Here is a 20,984-nt window from a genome sequence, read left to right as displayed (position 1 = left end):
GAAGGGCTATCCCGCAGGAATTATCGGCTCATCGGGGTTGTGGGGGCCGGGAACGTGCCCGGCCGCCACGACGTGAGAGGCCCCAAGCACGTGCTTTTCTTGGTCATCGAAGAAAATATGCGCGCCCAGTGCCTCCAATATTGGTGTTTTAGAACGAGTCCCCACGAAGTGTGCTTCGTCGGCGGGCGTTCCCCAAGCTCTTAGCGTGTGCACTACACGGGCGTGCGCAGGTGCATTGCGTGCCGTTACAATTGCGATTCGAACTCTGCTGACGCCCTGATCATTCATGAAAATCTGCCGCAGGATCGAAAGCTTTTGTAGGAACTTGCCGAATGGTCCGCCGGACATCGGCGTTTTCGCGTTTTCCCGTTCGTGCTGCAGGAATGCCTGTAAGCCGTGATTTTTGTAGAGTTCATCGGATTCGGCGCTGAACACGACTGCGTCGCCGTCAAACGCGATGCGAACTTCATCGCCCGGATCTTCTTGGCGAGATTGGGGAGCTATTCCGAGTTTCGCTGCAGCGGCGCCAGCATCTATCGCCGCCCTTACGTCGATGATTTCATTGGAAAGAAAAAGATCGAGTTCCCACGCCGAAATGAAGGGGCCGAGCGGGCGACCACTAGTGAAGCTGCCGGCCTTTATTCCGAGTCCGTATTTGTCTATGGAATTAAACGCTCGAAGGGAGAGGTCTGGTGAATTCCTTGAGAGCAAGTACACCTCGACATATGGCTTTTGATCCGGCTCGTTTAGCCTCAAAAGTCGTTCTACGACTTCGAATCCGGGCCCTTTCTCGATGAGTGCGTCTTCTCGGTCGAGTTGCAGCGCTGCGTAGGCCTGCACCCCTTCGTTCACGAAGACTGCATGCTCCTCCTCAAGATTGAATAGGGAGCGAGTGGAAATACCCATCCGTAACGGTTGAGATCTAAGAGCTTCGCGGATGTCGTTCATTTGGAATGCCTTATCGCGTGCTCGGACTGCCGAGGATTCGCAGGCCAACACAGCTTCGCTACCGTTTGGACTAGGACGTAACCGCCCTTCCCAACAGAAGCAGCTCGTGCAACGGGAACGGCGAGACGGTGTCGTCGTCGTACTGGGCGTGCACCGATCGCAGCCGGTGGGTGAAGAGCTTAAGCTCCGTCAAATCGTCGCCGTCCTGACACAGGGCGATGCACACCTCGTCGACGGACGAGATCTTCCGCGGCTTGTTGTCCATGGCCTTGTTGTCGCCGGTCGGCAGGTGGCGGGATATCGGCATGGCGCGACCGACGGTCTTTGCCGAGACCGGCTTCCTCTTCAGGGCGTAGCCGGTGCGCCGGGCGTCGGGGCCCCACGTGAACATGCCGGTCGGCCACTGCGTCTCATCGTCCACGTAGTAGGTCGGAAGCTTGTTCGACGTCGCCGAGAGCCGGATGAGACGCACGTTGCGAAGGTCAGCGGGCGTGAAGACCCGATTGCCGATCTCGATGCGGTCGAAGATCAGCCGGCCGTTCTGGATCGACTGCATCCACTTCTCGCCCAGCGTGTCCATGTCAGCCAGCACGACGGTCTCGCCCCGTCTATTGAGCTGATCGAGGACCGCGCCGTAGAACGTGTGGAATTTGGCGACGTTGTCGTCGACCCGCGAGCGCCGGAACTTCTCGTTCACGCCGGAAAAGATGAACAACGCGGCCTCGGCGTACGGCATCCAGGTGGGTTCGCCGCTGTCCTGGGGCATCGCGCATTCGAGAATGCCGTCCTTGGTGCGCACCGCGAGCGGAAATGCCTGCGACTTAATCGTCCCGCCGCCGACGGTCTGCGCGTTCCGCTGGATCGCGGCGATGGCCGCCACGCCGTAGGGAAGCTCCTCCTCGAACACCGGCAGGACGCCCAGCATCCTGAAAAGGTCGCGCACCGCGGCGCGGATCTTGGGGTTCTCCTCGCCATCGTCGTCCTCGACGAGCATGACCTGAGGGAGGAGGCGCTCGCTGGCGAGTTCGCTTCGCGCTACGGCGTAAGGATCCAGGGCGCCCGTGCCACGATGGGCCGACGGCATTTCGAGGATAGCGCAGCCGATCTCGGTCGTTCCCGCACGGGCCAACTTGACGTGGGCCCGCATCTCGGCGGCGACCCGGCTGTTGGCCTCTTCCTGTTTGGAGCGACGGATTTCGGCCTGCTGCTTGTCGTTCCTGCCAGCCTCCTCGGCCGCCGTCAGTTGTATCCTCGGCAACGCCTCCGCGAGCACGCCGGAAACGGCGGGAATCACGTTGATGCGCAGGCCGTCGTTCCAGACGAGAGACTCGCCGTTCACCCGTTCGGGGATGCCGAGATACTCGCCGATCTCCTGCGCGACGGCCTGGGGCGTGGCGTCCTGCAAGCGGAAGACCACGATGTCCAGACCTCGCCCGGCCGTTCCGATCGCGTTCAGCACCCTGGACAGAGCGGCGCGTCGCAGGCCGCGAGCTTCGTCCCTCCGGTCCGCCGGCACGCTGCTGAACGGGCCCTTGACTGGCATCCGTCCCTGCAGACGCGTCAGGGGCGCGGCGCGCTGGAAACCGGCGGGTTCGAGATGCTTGTCGATCGCCGTGGCGATGTCCTGCCGATCGGGCCAGCCCACGCCGCTGCCGCCAGCCATGAAGCGGTCGCCGCTGCCGGGTGCGAGACGCGGCAGGACCCATCGTCCCTCCTCGCCGACCACTATGTGCGTGAGGTCCGCTGCGGCGATCTGCGCGGCGCCGGCGAGACGGCCGACCAGTTCGAACACGCGATGCTCGTTCTGCGAATCCCACTTCGCGACGATCTCCTTTGGGGCGCCGTGACCGATGACAGCCTTCCAATCGACCGTCGCCTTGTAGCGGAACGTCGCATGACGATAGCCGGCAAAGCCCGGCTCGCCGCCGGCCGGCGGCACGAACACGTCCAGCGACCGCGACGGATCCTCCCGTCTGTCGTAGCTTCGCACGGGACCCCAGTTTCGGATCGACGGCCGCGCTAGGATGTGGATGCCCTGTTCCTTCCGCTCCGGAAAGGTGGCCGTCGAGATGGTGATCACTTCGCTCCAGAGAGCGTCCGACCCGCTTTTGCCTCGCGTCGGCGGGAACGCGACGAGTTCGACACCGCCGTAGAGGGCGGATTGCGGAGTCTGCAGGACCATCGTGCGTTCCTGCCCCGTCGCGAATTGGATGCTCCTGCCGGCGAGGCGACGTGCTACGAGAGACGTCAAAGCGTCGTAGAGCCTTGTGTCCACCGCCGCCGCGCAGGTGCCGTCGTGCTTGCGCATCGCCGTGTCGACAGAGAGCGTTGTCCAGTTCGCGTCGTCGTCGACCGCGTTCGCGATGTCGCTGCGCAGGTCCGGATCCTTCTTCGGGTAGACGAGACCGATCCAGAGCGCCAGGCAGGCGCGGACGCGTTGTCGGAGGTCGTCGCGGTCGACGACGTCTTCCGCCAGAAAATACAGCGACAGTCGAGACGGGCCGCCATTGCGCTCCAACTTGATGTGGGCCGTCTCCGGCACCAGGAACGCGACGACTTCGGAAAGACCGCTGAGGATGACGTTGACCGGCTGGTCGGGACTGCGGTTCGTCTTCTCCCTGAACCACTGCGCGAGGATTTCGTGCGCCCTGGACGGCAGCGCGAAGCGCACCATTGGGATCTCGTCCGGCAGATTCTCTGCCGTCCACACCGCGACCTGAAGCGTATCGACGTTAGCCACGGCGAAGTCCCTCCGTTTTAGCCAGTGCATCATGGAAAGGTTCGTAGAGCAGTTTCGCGACCTCCCGCGCGGACTCGTCGCTTCCGGTCGTCATCGCCTGCTCGAGCTGGTACAAACATTGGACGAGCACGCTCGAGTCTCCCGAATCGCCACCTTCCCGCGCGTCGAACGAGTGCGGCGCGAACGCGTAGTCGACGAAGCCGACAAAGACCGGACATCCGCCGCGTATGCCGCGTCCCACCGTCTGCCAGATCGGCGTCAGCAGATCCCATGCGAACTGCGCCTTGAACTCCGCGGGAAGGCTGCGGTAGCCGAAGCGGCCGCGCTCCAGGGATTGCTTGACGAGGTTCGTCGCGGCGTATCGCATTCGCCTGGCCCGCGTGGACATGCCGTCGGCGGAGAGCACCCCCTTGTCGAAACGCTCCTGGGCGAATCTGTTGAGCCGCCCGATCGTCGGGGCGAGATCGTCCGGACGCGGGTGCAGTCGGTGGAGGAAGTAGATCGTCGAGATGGCGGCCCTGCCCTGACGGTTGAGGATGTTGTGTCCACGACCGACGATCTGGACCGGCGCGACGATGACGGAATTCTCCAGCTCCAGACCGAACCGCTCGATCAGTGACCGCGGCATCTGGCGTGCCTGCAGCAGGCGGACGTCGCTTTCGTCGTCCGCGCGGTCGGGGACCACGCAGAACACCTTCCAGCCGGTGTATCCGTTGGCCTCGAGCTGGGCCGCCAGCGATTCCGCCACGGTCGCGGCGTCGGCGTAGCTGGTGGTCACCAGCAGGCTGCGCCGGCGGTCTTCGAGCGCCGTCTCGCTCCAGCCGCGCCACTTCTCCCCGACCCTGAACCAATCGGATTCGAACCGGTTCATTCCGTCGCGCCGCGTCGCGAACCGCTCGGCGATCGCGGACAGATTGGTGCGGCGGTCTTTCTGGTTCATTCCGGATATCCGGATCTGCTGGCCGTCCTGATCCTTGATGTTGACGAGCGAGAAGACCGAATGTCCGATCGCATCGAGTTCGGCGTCCGGCTGTCGCAGTACGCCCTTCACTGGCACTTGTACGTCGAAGGACGGAGAGGCGGTGTCCATGGGGCGCTTGGTCTTCGGGTTCTGCCGGCGGCCGCTGCCCCCGGCCCAACTTGTTCCCGACAGCATCAGCACGTGCGGCCCGGCCTGGCCTTCGGCGGCGAGCAGGTCATGCAGATGCGTCAGCAGATGCCGGCCGACGCCGAGATGGGTGATCAGCGTCAGCTTGCCGCCCATGGTGCGCGAGTCGTTCGCCGGCTCGTCGTAGAACAGGCCGAACGCGGCGCCGGCCGGGTTCGACGGCAGCAGCGTCCGGTAGTGCTTGAGCAGGCTGTTCGTTCGCCCCAACAGATGCCCTTCGTCGATGTCGAAATCGCGCGCGACGGCCGGTTGGGTCTTGATCAGCCAGTTGTAGTGGCTGAGAGCGAGGTCGGTGACGGTCGCCAATAGGAGAGCGAGCGCGTTGCTGCGGCGGTCTAGCCGCTTGCGCGGCGCTCCGGTCTCGTCAATGGCATTGAGTATCTTCAACCGACCGTCGAGCTTCTCGCCGATCTCGCCGAGGAGGGATTCGTAGTAGTCGGCGACCAGTATCTGCCGAGCCACCTCCTGCAGCGCCTCGGCGGCGTCGGCGAACTCCGGGTCGGTGAACTTCGGCCCGGCTCCCGCATCATCCTCCTCGTCGCTATCTTCAGAGACGGAGGAGCGGTTCGAATAGTGACGGATCGCGCCGGCGACCTTGATGATCTCGAGAAATTGCCTTTCGTATTCCGGATTGTCGAACGTCAGGTCGACCGACGGATCGCTCGCCTCCATCCTTCGCCGCCAGAGTTCGTAGAGGATACTGCCGGCGGTGAACGGCGTATTTTCGTAGAATGCCGTCAGCGCCTCGCGTTCGTTCTGCAGGATCGCGTAGATCGTGCCGATCAGACGGAAGAATACGTAGAAGTTCGACTGCCACTTCGTGTTGACAGGCTTGCGGAATTGGGCGCCGCTCTTGTCGCGGAGGGCACCGGACGAGCGCAGACCGATGCTGGGAGCGTAGACGTCGGGCGCATCGCCCATGATCGGCGATCTCGGCGCGAAGATGTCGTCGAACACCTTCTGCGCGCCGTCTACCTCGTCGACGATGACGAGATCCGCCGTGTACTGAAGAAGCTCCGGGATCGTGATGTGGCGGTCGGTCGTCCACTTGTCGGGCGTAATGTGGACGAACGCCTGCGGCGTCATGATCGTCACTTGGGCACTAACGAAGTCGCGCTGCTGCTCCTGGGCGGGGCACTTCATCCACAGCGGACACGATCTGGTTTGGGAGTTGTCGCCGACGTCGTCGATGTCGTCCTGCTCGTCGCCTCCGGCCGACACCGCCTTCTGCTTGAGGCTATGGCATTGCTTCTCGGTGAATTTCGGATATCTCGCCCGCGCGTCGGCGGCGCCCTCGGCGATCTCTGGCGCCTGCTGCGTGCCATCGAGAGGGCACGCGGTACTGAATCCTTCTGACAGATCTCCCAGCGACGACAGGGACCAGCCGGTCGGATCGAGACCGCGCTGCCAGTAGATCGCGTTGAGGTGCTTCTCCCGATTGCGCAGGCTCGCCAGCACGGTCGCCTTGACGCCGTGGTGCCGCAGGCGTGCGGCCAGCACGGCTCCCTGGATCGTGTCCGTCGACAGGACGGCGATCCGCTTCCCGCTGCCGCCCAGCGTCAGTGCCAGAAGCAGCCCAAGCACCAGGGTGGACTTCCCAGACGACAGCATCCCCACGACATGGACCGCCCCTTCCAGGGTGATGTCCTTGCCGTCAAAAAATCCCGACACGTCTTCCGGCTTGAGTTTCCGCAGACGCTCGACGAGCCTCAGCGGAGGCAGGCTTTCCTTCGGCCAGTCGAGCTGCCCTTCGCGCGCGTCGACCCGTTCGGCGATCTCCAGCATCTTCTTCAGGCTGATCTTGATCGGCGGATTGACGCTGCGCTGCGAGAGATCGTGTCGAAGCTGGTCTTCCTGATCGGCGACGACCGACGGAATGCGATAGATCAGCCTGGTCCGTCCGTGATCGACTGTGAAGGTAGCTTCACCCGGGTCGGCGATGCGGAGCTTCCGGGACGACCATGGCACCTGCCAGGCGAAGGTCCGGTCGATCTGCTCGATGAGCGCCCGAGGCGCTGCGGCCCGCCGCCGGGCCTTGTCGGCTGCGACGTCGTGGCAGCGGATGGTCGCCGGCATTCTCGCGTACTGCGCGGTCGCGTCGAGCCATGCGGAGACCGATCCGAAGCGGGAGCACAAGTGACGCAGCGTCGCCATCGCGCCGCGGGCCTCCGGCTTAACGGCGTCGTCGAGCAGCTTCGGATATCCCATCATCAGGAACGGCACCGACCGCAGGCGTTCGTCGGGGAGAAACCTCTCGACGAACGCGAGGCACAGTTCGGTCTGCGCCAGCGCGCGGACCTCCTCGACGTCCATGTCTTCCGTCGCTGGATCGACGATGGCCAGCGCCTTGCGGTACGACGCGACGAATTCGGTATCGGATCTCATCGCACAGCCTCCAGCTGCGCGACGAGTTCAGAGGTGGTCCGCAGTTCGACTGGTGTCTTCGCGTACGAAGCGCGGACGGCTTCGAAACGAAGCCGATAGCCGCGCGAGACCTCGGGCATATAGTCCGGCACCACGACGAAGCATTCGTGGTCGGCTCCATACTCGCGGAATCCAGGAAAGCGTGCCGCCAGATGCTCAGGCGACAGATAGTCCTTTACGTCGACGGCGATTCTCCGCTTGCCGTCTGCGGATACCGCGGTCAAGTCGACGCGATCGAGATCCGGCCAGAGCGAGCAAGTCCAGCCAGCCTTCGAGAGCGCCTTCTCGATTTCGATTTCGGTCTTGCCGGGCAGGCACCAGTAGGTCCGAAATGGGCGTCGCAGATGCATGGCACCGACCCGCCACTTCAAGCGCTTGATGTCTCCCGCTTTCGCGCGGCGGATCGCGTCGGGAGCGCGGCACTCGGTGTGGAAACCCGTCGACTCGCGACGCAGGATCGTGCCGCTGACGGCGCAGATCGGCAGGCTGCCGTCGACGACAAGCGCCTCGGGGATGCGGTGGTAGAAAGCGTCGATGATCTGATCGATGCGGTCTACCGTCGCCAGGCGCGGGTGCGTCAGCACGACCGCGGTCCAGTTCGACAGTACGGGGTTTTCGATGATGGTGCGCCGGACCGCCACGTAGACGTCCTGGCCGTCGCGACGGTCCATACAGACCCCCCGCAGCAGCTTGTAACCGGCATTCTCGATCAGTTCGGCCTCGGGGTCCGCTCCAGGCATCGCGAGGTCGGCGCAAGCCGGAGTGATTTCACCCGCCTCGATCAACCGCGACGCCGTGAATTGTCCGTCCGTATCCCAGGACATGTCGCCCGCCCATTCGTAGAGCGGCTTCTGCGCGAGGCGCGCGAGATCGGACAGGTTCGTGGGCCAGTCCGCCTGTCCGGACGAAAGATTGCTCGCAGCGGCCAAGTCAAAACCACGCTGAAGCGACGGCGGATATCCGTCCTTGAGCCACCCGTAGTCATCGATCTGCGTCTGAACGTCGAGGAGACCTCGCGCGAACCAGGTCACCAGATCCTGGGCGGAAGCGGGTCGCTGGTCGTCACCGCTCTCCAACTTGCCCAGTTGGGCCAGAACGTCCGTCGGAATGTCGCTGTCGTCCTCGAAATAGCGGTACAGGGTGGCCCGGCTGATACCGAGCGCCTGCGCGGCGGCCGTCTTCCATCGGCGCCCCATTCCGAGCTTTTCGCCGAACAAGGCTTGGCAGCGAATTTCGAACTTTGTGGCCATGAGTCGCCCTTGAGACAGATGAGACTGTACTGTCTCAAGTGTCTCATTGCAAGCCGTTTGTCCCCAAACGGCACAGGTTGGCCGATTTGGGTATCCGGACCCGCTAAAGAGGCGGGTGAGCGCAAGAGGATCGGGGTGTCGCCGCCAACGGCGACCGAATCCCATGGCTCCTGAGCGGCAGCCGTGGCTGCTCAAGTGACATCGACGACCTGCCCGGTAGTCATGAAGACCAGCAGCCCCCGCTTGGCCTTGGTCTGCTTCCGATAGTCAGCGATCTGCTGCCTGTAGTGACCGATGCTCGACGCGTCCGGAGCCACGTCGCTCTTCCAATCGACGACGGCGTCGATAGCACCGGCGTCATCGAACGCGATCGCGTCAACCTGTCCGGAGAGCAGGATCTCCTCACCTTCGTGGGTCTGACTTCCGAACAGCGGGAGCTCGGGGACGAGGCGCGGCCGTAGCGTCGCGACGTCCGGAAGGGCGAGCGTCCGCAGCACCGTAGAGGCCAGCTCGTCGGCGCATATGCCGAGCTTTGGGTCCGCCGCCGGCTCTTGCCCCGCCTGACGGACCAGTTCAGCGGCCCGCGTTTCGAGGTCCGCCATGGCGTCGCAGGTTTCTCCGGTCAGCACCTCCTCGATTAGCTTGTGAAGGATGGTGCCGCGCGTCGAACTGCCAAGAATGGCAGCCGGCTCCATGGTGGCGGTTTCCGGAATCGCCCCGCTTTCGATCTTCGCTTCCGCCTCGTCCACCTGGTCGAGTTCGCTCCGGCTCGGCCGACGCCAGACCACGGTCTTGCGCGCATCGAAGATTGCGGCCGCCTCGGCGGCGAAGGTCTCGCGAGTTTGGCCGTTCTCCCGGTGCGCGATGTTCCTTTCCTTCGCAGTGCCGACGTCATCTGGCTTGATCGCCGGGAGACCGGCGACGCCCAAATCGACGAGCTTCGCCCAGCACTTGTCCGACAGGTCGGCGGAGTGCCTGGGCAGGATCAGCAGGTCGCGCGCCCGGGTCGCGGCCACGTACCAGAGGCGCACGCGCTCGCGCCGCTGCTCCTCGTCGGCGCGAGCCTCGATATCGGCATGGTCCGCCGGGCAGACGCCGAGGATCGGGATCGAGAACAGGTTTTTCGAGCGGTCCTGGACCAAGCCCGACTCGGCCTTGGGCGTGCCGGTCATGTTGACCGGGATGACGACCGGCCATTCGAGCCCCTTGGCCGCGTGGACGGTGATCAGCGAGACCGCCTCCTGCTCGGCGTCGGGCCGGCCCTCGACCTGGCGGACCGCCTCCTCCCAGTTCGCCCGCATATCGCTCGCGAACGCCCGCAGGCCGCGGACGTCGTAGGCCCGCGCCATATCGAGGAAGAGATCGACGTTAGCGACCGCCCGTTCGGCGCCGGCCTTGAACCGCTGCCGGATCTGCGCGCGGACATGGAGCGCCGAGATCGCGTCGGCGAGAAGCGCGTACGGCGTCGTGGTACGCACCCGCTTGCGCAGCGACGACAGCTTCGTCAGGACGTCCTTGGCGAGCGCATGGGCCACGCTCGCCGGATCGGTCCGGATCGTGAGTATCGGCAGCCCTTGCCGCTCCGGATCGGACGGTAGCGATTCCGAGATGTCGAGCAGTTCGGTTTCTGAGAGACCGACCAGCGGTCCGCGCAGCAACGCGCCGAAGGCCAGCGTGTCGCGCGGATCGGCGAGAGCGCGGGTCAGCCCGATCAGATCCTGGATCTCCTGCCGCCGGAAGAAGCCCTTGCCTGCCTGGGTCGAAACCGGGACTGCGAGATCCTCCAGCGCCTCCTCGAAGCGCCAGAGCTCGGTGCCGACCGGCGCCAACAGGGCAATGTCGCCGAAACGGCACGGCCTCATCTCGCCTGTGTGATGGTCGCGGACCTCCAGATTGCCGACCAGCCTGTCGCACAAGTCGGCGACCGCGACCGCCTCGGCGTCGCGGATCGCGGCGGCCTTGGGCTTTTCGCCATCGACCACGACGTCCAGTGCGCACACGCCGGGCTTGCCTCCGATCGCGGGATGGATCGGGGACAGTTCGGAGAATCCGGGCTGCCCGGTGGCGGACAGCGCCGGCTCGAATCGCGCGTTGACGAAATCGAGGATCGGCTCGACTGACCGGAAGTTAGCGGTGATCTTGATCTGCGAGCCAGCGTCCACCGCCGATCGTGCGGCGATGTAGGCATTCACGTCTGCGCCGCGGAAACGGTAGATCGCCTGCTTGGGGTCGCCCACCATGAACAGACTGCCGTGGCGTAGCGGACGGGCCAGCGCATCGTCTCCGACGCAATCATCCCCGCAGATCAGCCACATGATCTCCGTCTGCAGCGGATCGGTGTCCTGGAATTCATCGACCATGACGTGCCGGAAACGCTGCGACAGCTCCCGCCTCACGGCCCCGTGGTCCCGCAGCAGGTCGCGCGCGGTGTAGAGCAGGTCGTCAAAGTCCAGGAGCGCCGCACCCCGCTTGTAGTCGCGCCATTGCTCCAGAAGGCTCCGCGTCTCCTCGCACAGCCGCGACAGCAGTTCACCAGCGATAGCGCCGAGCAGCGCCTCCAGGGCGTCGTGGCAAGCCTTGTACCGCGGAAGGATCGCGTCGAACGCCGCCGCTCCGCTGGTTTTCGACTGGCCCGCCTTGGCGGCGGCGTCCTGCCACTTCGTCTTGGTCTGCAGCGCCCTTCGCCCGCCCGCCTGGGTAAAGCAGCTTTCGTCGCGCTCGAAGTCGAGCGCCGCGATCAGAGCGACGTTACTCGGCACGGCGTCAGCCAGTCCGGAGCCGCCTAGAAGATCGACGAGAACGCGCAACGCCCGACATGCGGCCGCCGTCTTCTCCTCGCAGTAGGCGAAGCTGGCGAGATCGGCTTCGAACTGTGTCGTCGCCTCTGCGAATTCGATCATGGCGCGGGACGACCACGCGGCCCGCGCGCAACGGGCGTCCCGGTTCTTGCGCAGGAACTGCGCGACCTCTTCGACAAGTTTCAATCCTGCGGCTTCACTCGCGAGAATCATCTGGGCGATCAGGCCATCGCCGGCATCCCCGGACAGCCCCTTCTTCAGCCAGGCCTCGTAGTGTTCCTTGAAGGCCAGGTCTGCCTCGACGGGATCGACGACGTTCGCTCCCGGGTCGATTCCTGCTTCGGCCGGATAGGGTTTGATCAACGCCTGCGCGAAGCCATGGATGGTGCTGCAGGTGAGCTGGTCGAAGGACTGGTAGGCGCGGTGGACGTTAGCCTTCTCCGCTTCCGGGACGCCCTTTGGGAACGCTTGGACCAAGTCGCGGGGCACCTCTCCGTTGGCGAGCGCCATCGTGAATTTCTCGATACGCAGACGGAGTTCGCTGGCGGCGAATTCGGTGAAAGTGATCGCGGCGATGCGCTTCGGAGCGACGCCGCGCGCGAACAGCACGGCGACCCGGCCGGCCATGACCGACGTCTTGCCCGATCCGGCGCCAGCCTCCACCAGCAAGGTTCGCTCGACGGCCGTCAGCGCGGTCAGGCGCGCGGCGAGATCCGGAATAATCTTCATGGCTCCCCCCACACCGCGGCGGCGGGCCCGAGCGCGGTCAGCGCGAGCGGCAGCTTGCGCGGCAGGTATCCCGCATTGGCCGGTAGCGCGAAGGCGTGATCGTTGTAGTCGCTTGATGCGTCTTCGCCCGGGGGCGCTACGCCGGCCAGCAGCGCGTTACGCGAGGCAACCGCCGCGGACGACACCTTCGCCAGCGTCCCGTCGAGGTCCGTCAGCGGAAACAGCGCCTGATCACCTTCGGCGGCGTTCGGATAGAGAAGCGAGGCCTCGATGGCCACGCCGCCGCCGAGCAGCGTCTTGACAGCGAAGGCATAGAGGCAGCGCTGGAGTTCGGCACCTCCCTTGATGACCACTTCGTCCATCTTCTTACCGAGCTTGCCCGTCTTGTAGTCGGTGACGCGTGCGCGCGCGCCGTCACCCGACAAATCAAGACGGTCGATCTGTCCTTCGATCAGGAGGCCGGTCCCCGGAATCTCGACAGGCGCGCCGAGCACCCAGGGCAGATCGCGGCCATTGCTGTTCGGGTCCGCTTTTCCGAACGGGATTTCGCACCAAGTCTTCTGGTTCGGTAATGACTCTCCGTATGCCAGCGCAGCAGCCGCAAGCGCATGCGCGCGTGATGTGGCGCTACGCCAAATCACTTCGGGCGGCACCGGTTGTGCATTCTCCCAGGAGGCGACTGCGCGCTCGCGGGCGGCGACAAGGGCAGCTTCAATCTGCGCCTGGTCAGCCCCGGCGATCCCTCCATCTCTTTCCAATTGCTCGACGGCCTCGCGGAGCACTGCGTGGACGAACGTCCCGAAGGCATTCGGGTCCAGCGTCAGTGGCTCGTCAGTGTCTTCGGGGGCCTTCCAACCGAGACCGTAACGCCAGACGAAGCGGATCGGATCTCGCAGCAGCAGCTTCAGCGAAGTCGCCGACAACGGACGCTCCAGCAATTTCTTCAACCGCGCGTGCGCTGGCGCGATCAGGCCGTCGTGGGCCGTGATCTCGCTGCGATGCCAGTCGCGCCAGCACGCAAGTCCGGAGACTGCGATCGGCAAGGTCGAAAACTCGGAGGGACGAGCCAGAAGGCGGTCAGCTTCGCTGAAGGCGTGTTCGGGGGCGCCGGCGCGGTCGAGATAGGTCTCCGGACTAGGAATATCGGAGATCAGCGGCGAGCGCCCGAGCATGCGGCCCTCGGCGTCGCGCCGACTGAACGAAATCGCGACGCTTTGCGAAGTGCCAACGATCGTTTGGATATCCCGCTTGTCGCCGTCCGCAATTGGCAGAGGATCGAGCCGCTCGATCGGAAGCACGTGATCCGGAATGAGCCGGTCCTCGGAAATCCGCCGGGGCCATCGGCCAGCATTCAGTCCCAGCAACCAGACGTGCGGTCGCGGAGAAGAAGCAAGTGCAATCGCGGACGTCCAGATCGCGTTGGCGGCGGGCTCGATGCCGTCTTCGATACGTAACCCCGCCAAGGTGACCGGCAGGGCCTGCGCCGGCCCCTCCCGCAGCGCCCGCCGCCACAAGGACCGTTGAACCCCGCTCAGTAGGGCTTCTCCAGCCAGCTCCGCCGACTCCACACCCCGGTCCAGCAACCGGATCACCTCCATCACGTCAGCAGTCCGGTTCTTGCCATCCGGCCACTCGGCGTCGTCCGCCTGCCTCAACACCCTGTCCCACCGCTCGGCCGAGGTCAGCGGAGCGTCGACGGGGAGGAGTCGCATCCACCCTGCCGGCAAGTCGCGTAGCGGCCCCCTCTGGATCAGCGACAGTAGGCGGCGCGCCCGTTCCTGAGACAGCCCCTTGATCAGCACCTCCGCCAGAGCTGCGGCCGCCTGCCCGTCGGCGGTGGTCAGCGCCTTCACGCCGTGCACGAAGTGGATGGGGAAATTGGCGTCGCGCGCCGTTGAGAAAACGTGATCGTCGTAGTCACCGGGGCTGGCCGCCACGATGGCGATGTCCGATGCCGATACACCCTTGGCCAGCAGCGCCCTCATCCAGCGGAAAGCCTCGCCGACCTCATGAAGCTGATTTGCGCAGGAGAACACCTCCGGCTGTGGCTCGGTCGCCGGTGCCGTCACCACCTCAACTTTCGTGCCCTTCAGCCAATCCGGCACCTGCCTCGGGCCGGCGATCCACGACACCGGGATGGTTCCGGCGAGCGCGATCAGGAGGGGCCGCCAGCACGGCGACATCTCGCTGTGGCCCTGGATTTCGAGAGGACCGATTACGGCCCGCGCATGTCCAATGCGTCGCAACGCCATCTCAACCAGATCGCGCGGACGCTTCATCGATGCCGGCAAGCGCTGGACGACCGCCTGCTCGAGCGAGGCCAATGCGTCGGTCCGCGGATGGCCGACGTCCGACAGATCAATTCCCGCGCGCCACGCCTTGTCGAAGGTGGCGCTAACGGCCGCTGGCATTCCCGGCAGACCCTTAATAGGTTCGAGCTCGCCCATCGCAACGTCCGGAAGCGCGTCGATGACAGCTTGCTTGAGGACGTTGAGATCGACCGGTTGAAGAAGGCCGCCAGCAAGCCTCGCGGCAAGCTGGCCCATGGTCACGACTTGCACGCCGGCTTCGTTGCGGCGAGCGGCATCTACCCGAACCATATGACCGGCGAGGATCGTATGAACGACCACCGTTCTGCGCACTTGCATCTGCTGACGAAAAGCCCCGCTTTGGGTGCGCCTCAAGAGGAGTATTCCTAGCGCAGCCTGAATCCTTGAAAAACGTAGAATGCTCTCACGAGTTGAATCCTTCGGCAACTTCACCCGATCAATAAGGCGGCGGTTTCCACCACTTTTAAGGTCTCGACGTGACGATAGGTATAAACATGCCTCCCGAAATCCGAAATGCAGTCCTGCGGTTTATTGCAGCTTCCGGGGAATTCGATCTCTTTCCTGGAGCGACGTACGCGTCCAGCAAGGACCGGCGGATGGTCAGCGCAATGTCGTGGCGATCGCCGTGGCCGTGCCAACGAACTGCCCGTTCTGGAGAGCCCATTGCTTCTGAGCGAGCGCCTCCGGCACGAAGTCCTGAAACTTGCCCGCGCGCACGTTCTTCACGAAAGCTGCGACGTCCATAGGGTCGAGCGCCGACATGGAGCCGAGCTTCTCGAGAATGGGCATCATCTGCGCTGGCGTGGTCTCGGGCACGGTCACTCCCAAGTCGTGGACACCGCACTCCAAGCCGGCCATTCCGAGCGCAGCGCTGAAGACGGCCGTCGTCTGCGAGCCCCTCCAGACGAAGAGGTGGAGGTCGCGCTCTTCCTGGATGAGGGAGCGCCGATCGAGATCGAGCGCCCGAAAGGTGTCGCGTCCCTCCGCCAGCAGCTCCTGGGCAGCCCTGTCCATGTATTCTGGAACGTCGTTGTCGAGGTAGACTGCCCTCATCTCGGCCAACAGCCGGTCGTGCGCGGCTTCACCGTGGGACGGCTCGAACCGCGGCACCATGCCTCCCGGATGCGGCGCGACCGACAGGACCTTTCCGGCCTCGTCGACGTCCAGGACGACCCATCTTTGCCCAGCAAATACGACCAGGCTGTCCTTATGGACCGGGAAAGAGATCGGGAGAGTGCCGAGCGTGCGCCCGGCCGCCGTCAGGCGCCACTCTTCCGAGCTCTCGAACACGGCGAAGAAGTCGCGCGACTGCACGATCTTCTCTCCCTCCGGACCGAGCATCAGGACGCCGTCCGGCGCCTGTTCGATCATCCGGACTTCAGCGGATCCCAGATGGCGCAGTAGCTGCGCGAAGTCCGCCGTGTCGATCGAGTTGAACGGTCCCAGTCCGCACAGCAGATCGAACAACGGCTTCGGGCGGATGCCGCCCCGTTCGGCGATGACGGACAGAACTTGATGGATCAGCGTGGAGGCCGTTTCCGGGCTGGGCGCGGCAGGCTCGACGAACCCAGCCAGCAGCAAGCGGACCACGGCCACCGACCGGATGGTATTCGGACGCAATTGGTCGAGGATGCCTGACTTGACGTCGACGTAGGGCTCGCGGACGTAAACGCGAAGGATCGATGGGGTCCCTCGCCGCCTGCCCGTTCGGCCGAGACGCTGCCGCAGAGAGGAGAGAGAGCGAGGCGCGCCGATCTGGGCGACCGATTTGACGGAGCCGATGTCAACGCCGAGTTCGAGCGTCGACGTGCAGACCGCCGTCGTCGGCAGGCTGCCGTCCTTCAGCCGAATTTCGAGATCCTCCCGGAGAACCTTCGAAAGACTGCCGTGATGAGGATAAAACTCGTTCGGCACGCCTGCCGTCTCGCATCGGCGCCGAAGGCGATCGGCGGCCGACTCCACGGTCCGGCGAGACCCGCCAAAGACCAGATTGTTCGTACCGCGCAGAGTGTCGAATAGATGGTCGCAAATCGCGTCCAGTGCGATGCGCTTGGGCACTTGAGCGTCTTGGCTGGCTCCTTCCGCATGATCGGGATCGTCGAGATCCGGCGGCTCGACATAGCCACGTATCTGGAGCCTCAACTCCGGCGCATCCGCCTTCGCGACGAGGAGATCGACGTTTTGCGGAGCCGACGGGCGAAGCCAGGCCGCAGCTTGGCTCAGATCGCCGATGGTAGCCGACAGTCCGACTCTGCGGGCCGGCTTCTGAGCCATCGCGTCGACGCGCTTCAGGAGGCTGGCCACATGCAGTCCGCGAGGTCCCTGCAGGAAGGCGTGGAGTTCGTCGACGACGATGAAGTCGGCCGATCCGAAAAGCCGCACCGCATCGCCAGGGCGCCGCGTCAACATCGCCTCGATCGACTCGGGGGTTATCAGCGCGATGCCGGAAGGCTTCGCGATGGCCTTCCTCTTCTCGGCTTGGGAGGCGTCCCCGTGCCATTTGACGACGGGGATCTCCATCGCTTCGCAGAGCTCGTCCAGCCGCCGAAACTGGTCGTTGATCAGCGCCTTCAGAGGGCTGACGTAGATCGCCGAGAAACCGCCGCCCTTGCTGTCAGCGATCAAGGTCAGGATCGGCAGGAACGCCGCCTCCGTCTTTCCGGCCGCGGTCGACGCAGCGATTACGACGTCGCCGGCCCCGTCGAGAATGGCGCCAATGGCGCGCGCCTGGATCTCGCGCAGCTCATCCCAGCCCTGGTCACGTATCCAACGTCGGATCTTCGGATGGAGCCGATCGTAGGCACCTTCAGTTGCCGATGCGGAGACTGGTGAGCTCATCGCCCTCCCCTCCCGCGGACTGGGTCGTCTCCTCCGCGACGGCGATATCCGGTGCATCGGGCGCGATCTGGATCCCGCCGATCAGGTCCTGCCAGCGCGCCCCCGGATTCTGCTCGAGAACGGCGAGCATCTGCACGAAGGCTCGGACCGTGGTGCGCGGCGTCCTGAAATATGCCTCTCCGATGCGGCGATTGCAGTGGTCCATGAACGCAGTCAAGGCCTCGTCCGGCACCAGAAACTTCGCAGCATCGCCGCCAGCAAAGACGTTCCGGATGTTGGACAAGAGAACAAGAAGGTCCTCCGGCGTGAGGCTCTGGAGTCGGATGACCGGACCGCTGTAGTCGACCAGGCCGTTGGCCGCGAAACGGTTTTCGGAGAGACGCGATTGCAGCGCTTCGTAGCTGTAGAGGCCGCGCCGCGTATCGAGGAGAAATTCCGGCGTCCCGCACATCACGAAGCCGATGCCAGTGGTATTGCCCTGGAGGGCGTCGTTCACGATGCGAAGGATCTCCTCGAAGTTCTGATTGCGGGCCTGGGAATTCTGCAGCTTGTAAATGTTGACCATCTCGTCGAACATCACGACCAGGCCAGCGTAGCCTGCCAACCGCGTGAGACAGGCGAGAGACTTCAAGGAGTCGTAGACGTTGTCGTCATCGACGATGGTCCGCACCCCAAGCGCCTGGCGGGCCTCGGTCTTGGTCGAGAACTCCCCGCGGAGCCACCTCAGGGCCGAAGTTTTCAACGACTCGTCGGAATGTTCGCTGCCACGCCAGTAGGCCTTCAGCACGACGGCGAAATCGTACCCCCCGACGAACTCCTGAATGGGAGCGAGCTTCTGATCGATCACGGTCTCGACGGGAAGCTGCCGGTCGGCGGCCTCCTTGACCGAGTCCGTGACAAGCCTCTCGATTACCGCGCCCAGCGCGCCGCCGTCCGGCTTCGTACGAGTGGCCATGTTGCGAATGGCCTCCGAGTACAGCGCCCGCGCCTGGCCGCCGCCCGCGTGGATGCGTCTGTCCGGCGCAAGATCGGCATGGACAGTGACGCACTTCCGCTCCAAGGCGATGAGACGGATCAGGTTCGCGAAGAACGTCTTGCCGGCGCCGTACTCGCCGATCACGAAGCGGACGCCGGCCCCGCCGTCGGAGATGCGTTGGATGTCGCGCACCAGCGCAGTGATCTCCGCAGCGCGGCCGACCTGGATGTGCGGGAGCCCTACGCGTGGCACCACACCGGCGGCGAGCGCCTGGATGATGGTGTCCCGATCCTTCGCCTTGATGGGGCGTGCAGTTGGTGGATTCATGCCGCTTCTCTCAGTTCAGCCAACCTGTCGCGAAGGTGCTCTACCATGACGACGTCATGGCCGTCCTCGATGATTGCCTCTTCAAAGCGGTCGAAGGCCCAATCGTTGATCCGCTCGATTGCACCATCGGGCAGCAGCTTGAGATCTTTCGCACGCTGCTCGAATTCGCTCCGCAGAAGGGATCCCTTGATCTCCAGAAGCTCGACCAGTTCGGTATGGGCGGCGTCGAGACCGTCAAGCGAGCCGGTTGCGGCAGGCGCGGCTGCGGCTGGCTCAGGCGGGGAAGGCACATCTTCCTCGAAGATGTTCGCAAGGAGCGCGGACACGGTTTGAGTCTCGCGTTGCGTGCGCGCGAGCCGAGCGGCATCTATGCGGATCGTCGATGCCGGCGTCGACTCTGCCTGCGGCTTGGTCGTCTCGGGCACAACGGGCGCCTTCTCCGAGACGGGTATCGGCACCCCCTCAGCACGTACTTCCTGCGAGATGGGGACGGGCTCGTCGGCAGCCTGGGGCGGACTTGCACGATGCAAGGCGGAATACACCCGCTCCTTCGGAAGGCCAAGCGCCTTGTGGAGGCGCTCCAGAAAGCGCACTTCGCCGGGATCGACGCTGTCGTTGCCGGCGATGATCGCGAGCGCGGCGTCGGCGATGATCGTGCGCTCCTCCGGGCTGCGTTCGCCCAGCTTGCGCATCACCCGGTCCTGTTTGGGCGGACTGTTGAACACGGTCGCGGCGTAGGCGATCAGCCTCGCCTGCTCTATCGGGGACAGCCCCGTGGCATCTCGAACTCCTGCGACCACGCGCTTCAACTCGTCGGCAGAGGCATCGCCGTCAGCCGCCGCGGCCAACACGGCCACCTCGACCTGGGCCTTTACGGCTCTGTAGCTGGATCGGTCAGCATCGACCTTTCCGCCGCCATCCGCTTTGAAAATGATCACTTGGTCGTCGAGCTGGGGGACGCCGCTTCCGTAGCGGCGATCCGGCTCTATGGCGATGTCGATGCGATCCAGAGCCGAACCGAGCTGGTCGGCAAGCGTAGGCGTGACTTTGCCGTTCGCCGGCATATCGAAGCCCGCAGCCTCCAGCATGTTGCGCATCTTCGTGCTGGCGCGTTTGTGCTCGCCCATCGAGCGATGCATCTTTTGGCCGAAGAGGTGAATGCGGCCATCCGCAGGGTCTTGTTGCAGCGGCTCCGGCAGCAAGAGTGCAGCCTGCATGGATTCGCGGGAATCCGGACGCCGTCCGACGAAGCGACTGAAGCTGTCGAGTTCGTCCGTGCACTCCTGCACCATCCTCTTCAGATCGGCCGAGCCCTTTCCCGAAACCTGACAAATGTCCGGATATCGCTCATGGCCACCCGATATGGAAACCTCGAACGCGCCGCTCGCGGCCTTATAGCTGAGGCGGATGTTGCCGGTCGCTCGCAGCGCAAGGCCGCTGGGATAGCGCTCGTTGAACCGATAGCGAAAGAGCCGCTCGAATTCCTCGAAGCACCGAACTGCGGGCGTCCGAAGATAGACATCCGGAATTGCGAGCGCCCAGAGCAAGGCTTCGTCGGCTCCGAGCGCTCCGTTCCGCTGAAGCGCCTGCCCCAGATGCAATCGGATCGCGACATCCACTTCGGAGGATACTGTCCGCTCCGGGGAAGGAGTTGGCGGCGAGATCGGGATCCCGGCGGCTATTCTGGCATAGCTCAAAAAGCGCGTGGCGTAGCCGCGGAAGGAGTTGTTGTCCGCGTAGACAGTTAGCAGCCGCTCCACTTCCTGAACGAGAGCAGGCAAGGATGTAGGATTCGTCTCGATGAAGGCGCGGTGCTCCAAACCGTAGAAGAACAGGAACACGTGCCCGACCCCGTAAGCTCGGCTGCTGCGCCCTTCCGCCATCCAGTTCAGAAATGCACGACGAGCGGCGGGCGTGACGCCGGCATAGGACGGCCAATAGGGCATCGAGCTTCCCTCGACGTCCGGCCGAGCCGCGCTTGCGGAAAGCTTCGGATTGATCGCGTACTGATCCGTCGACCGCCCGTCGTCCAACTGGACGAAATCACCCAGATAGAACAACCCGCCCGTGATCTGCGCGCCCTGCACGACCACAGTCTCCGAAGGACCCACCCACCGCGCTGGAGCCCGCTTTGCTGCCTGCCGGTTCACCGGCGCCGCAACGGAACGCTGGTCGGTCTGCGCGGGCAACGGCGGGGGAGCTTTTCGCGAAGACAGCGCACGCGATCCTATCGACCAGATCAGGAGTAGCACCCCAACAACAATCGCAAACGCCGCGATGGCGGCACCATTCTGCAGGACAAAGTGATACGCCGCGCTCAGGGCCAAAAAAATGAGCCCTAGAACGACAAGAATACCCATCCCAAAGGAGTTGCTGTTGCGTCGCCCCATCGCTCAATTCGTGATGCTGGTCGGCCCCCGCCAAACGCAGGCTCCGGTGGGAGAAGGTCCCATGGA

The 20,984-nt window shown here is 64.4% G+C and carries 9 protein-coding genes; all 9 read right to left on the bottom strand.

Annotated elements, in window-relative coordinates; genetic code table 11:
• Nucleotides 1-6: 6 nt before the first annotated feature.
• Nucleotides 7-948, bottom strand: coding sequence for a 5'-nucleotidase (locus BRAGE_RS0147390; protein ID WP_035730807.1), 942 nt, complete (start codon nucleotides 946-948; stop codon nucleotides 7-9).
• A 70-nt stretch (nucleotides 949-1,018) separates the two neighbouring features.
• Nucleotides 1,019-3,688 carry an RNaseH domain-containing protein gene (locus tag BRAGE_RS0147385; RefSeq protein WP_027562686.1) on the bottom strand — a complete coding sequence of 890 codons (2,670 nt, stop codon included), beginning with the start codon at nucleotides 3,686-3,688 and terminating at the stop codon, nucleotides 1,019-1,021.
• Complete coding sequence (locus BRAGE_RS0147380) at nucleotides 3,681-7,169, bottom strand: hypothetical protein (protein ID WP_199820247.1); 3,489 nt, start codon at nucleotides 7,167-7,169, stop codon at nucleotides 3,681-3,683. The genes BRAGE_RS0147385 and BRAGE_RS0147380 overlap by 8 nt, the downstream gene beginning before the upstream one ends.
• Nucleotides 7,170-7,237: 68 nt before the next feature.
• Nucleotides 7,238-8,530, bottom strand: coding sequence for a hypothetical protein (locus tag BRAGE_RS0147375; protein WP_027562684.1), 1,293 nt, complete (start codon nucleotides 8,528-8,530; stop codon nucleotides 7,238-7,240).
• Between the two features lie 191 nt (nucleotides 8,531-8,721).
• On the bottom strand, nucleotides 8,722-12,057 hold the full coding sequence (locus BRAGE_RS0147370) for a UvrD-helicase domain-containing protein (protein WP_027562683.1): 3,336 nt from the start codon (nucleotides 12,055-12,057) through the stop codon (nucleotides 8,722-8,724).
• Nucleotides 12,054-14,741, bottom strand: coding sequence for a PD-(D/E)XK nuclease family protein (locus BRAGE_RS0147365; protein WP_231164117.1), 2,688 nt, complete (start codon nucleotides 14,739-14,741; stop codon nucleotides 12,054-12,056). Before BRAGE_RS0147365 ends, BRAGE_RS0147370 begins: the two co-directional genes overlap by 4 nt.
• Before the next feature lie 246 nt (nucleotides 14,742-14,987).
• Nucleotides 14,988-17,225, bottom strand: a complete 2,238-nt coding sequence (locus tag BRAGE_RS0147360) for a DEAD/DEAH box helicase (protein ID WP_027562681.1) — start codon at nucleotides 17,223-17,225, stop codon at nucleotides 14,988-14,990.
• Complete coding sequence (locus BRAGE_RS0147355; protein WP_027562680.1) at nucleotides 17,194-18,528, bottom strand: ATP-binding protein; 1,335 nt, start codon at nucleotides 18,526-18,528, stop codon at nucleotides 17,194-17,196. The genes BRAGE_RS0147360 and BRAGE_RS0147355 overlap by 32 nt, the downstream gene beginning before the upstream one ends.
• Nucleotides 18,525-20,918, bottom strand: a complete 2,394-nt coding sequence (locus BRAGE_RS0147350) for a TerB N-terminal domain-containing protein (protein WP_027562679.1) — start codon at nucleotides 20,916-20,918, stop codon at nucleotides 18,525-18,527. Before BRAGE_RS0147350 ends, BRAGE_RS0147355 begins: the two co-directional genes overlap by 4 nt.
• Between the last annotated feature and the right edge of the window lie 66 nt (nucleotides 20,919-20,984).

Source organism: Bradyrhizobium genosp. SA-4 str. CB756, from assembly GCF_000473125.1.
GTDB lineage: Bacteria > Pseudomonadota > Alphaproteobacteria > Rhizobiales > Xanthobacteraceae > Bradyrhizobium > Bradyrhizobium arachidis.
This window is presented reverse-complemented; position numbering and strand designations above follow the sequence as displayed.

Bases quoted from the DNA above. Each gene is read 5' to 3' on its own strand.
- BRAGE_RS0147390 (WP_035730807.1), bottom strand. From the start codon at position 948: ATGAACGACATCCGCGAAGCTCTTAGATCTCAACCGTTACGGATGGGT.
- BRAGE_RS0147380 (WP_199820247.1), bottom strand. From the start codon at position 7,169: ATGGACGTCGAGGAGGTCCGCGCGCTGGCGCAGACCGAACTGTGCCTC.
- BRAGE_RS0147375 (WP_027562684.1), bottom strand. From the start codon at position 8,530: ATGGCCACAAAGTTCGAAATTCGCTGCCAAGCCTTGTTCGGCGAAAAG.
- BRAGE_RS0147370 (WP_027562683.1), bottom strand. From the start codon at position 12,057: ATGAAGATTATTCCGGATCTCGCCGCGCGCCTGACCGCGCTGACGGCC.
- BRAGE_RS0147360 (WP_027562681.1), bottom strand. From the start codon at position 17,225: ATGAGCTCACCAGTCTCCGCATCGGCAACTGAAGGTGCCTACGATCGG.
- BRAGE_RS0147355 (WP_027562680.1), bottom strand. From the start codon at position 18,528: ATGAATCCACCAACTGCACGCCCCATCAAGGCGAAGGATCGGGACACC.
- BRAGE_RS0147350 (WP_027562679.1), bottom strand. From the start codon at position 20,918: ATGGGGCGACGCAACAGCAACTCCTTTGGGATGGGTATTCTTGTCGTT.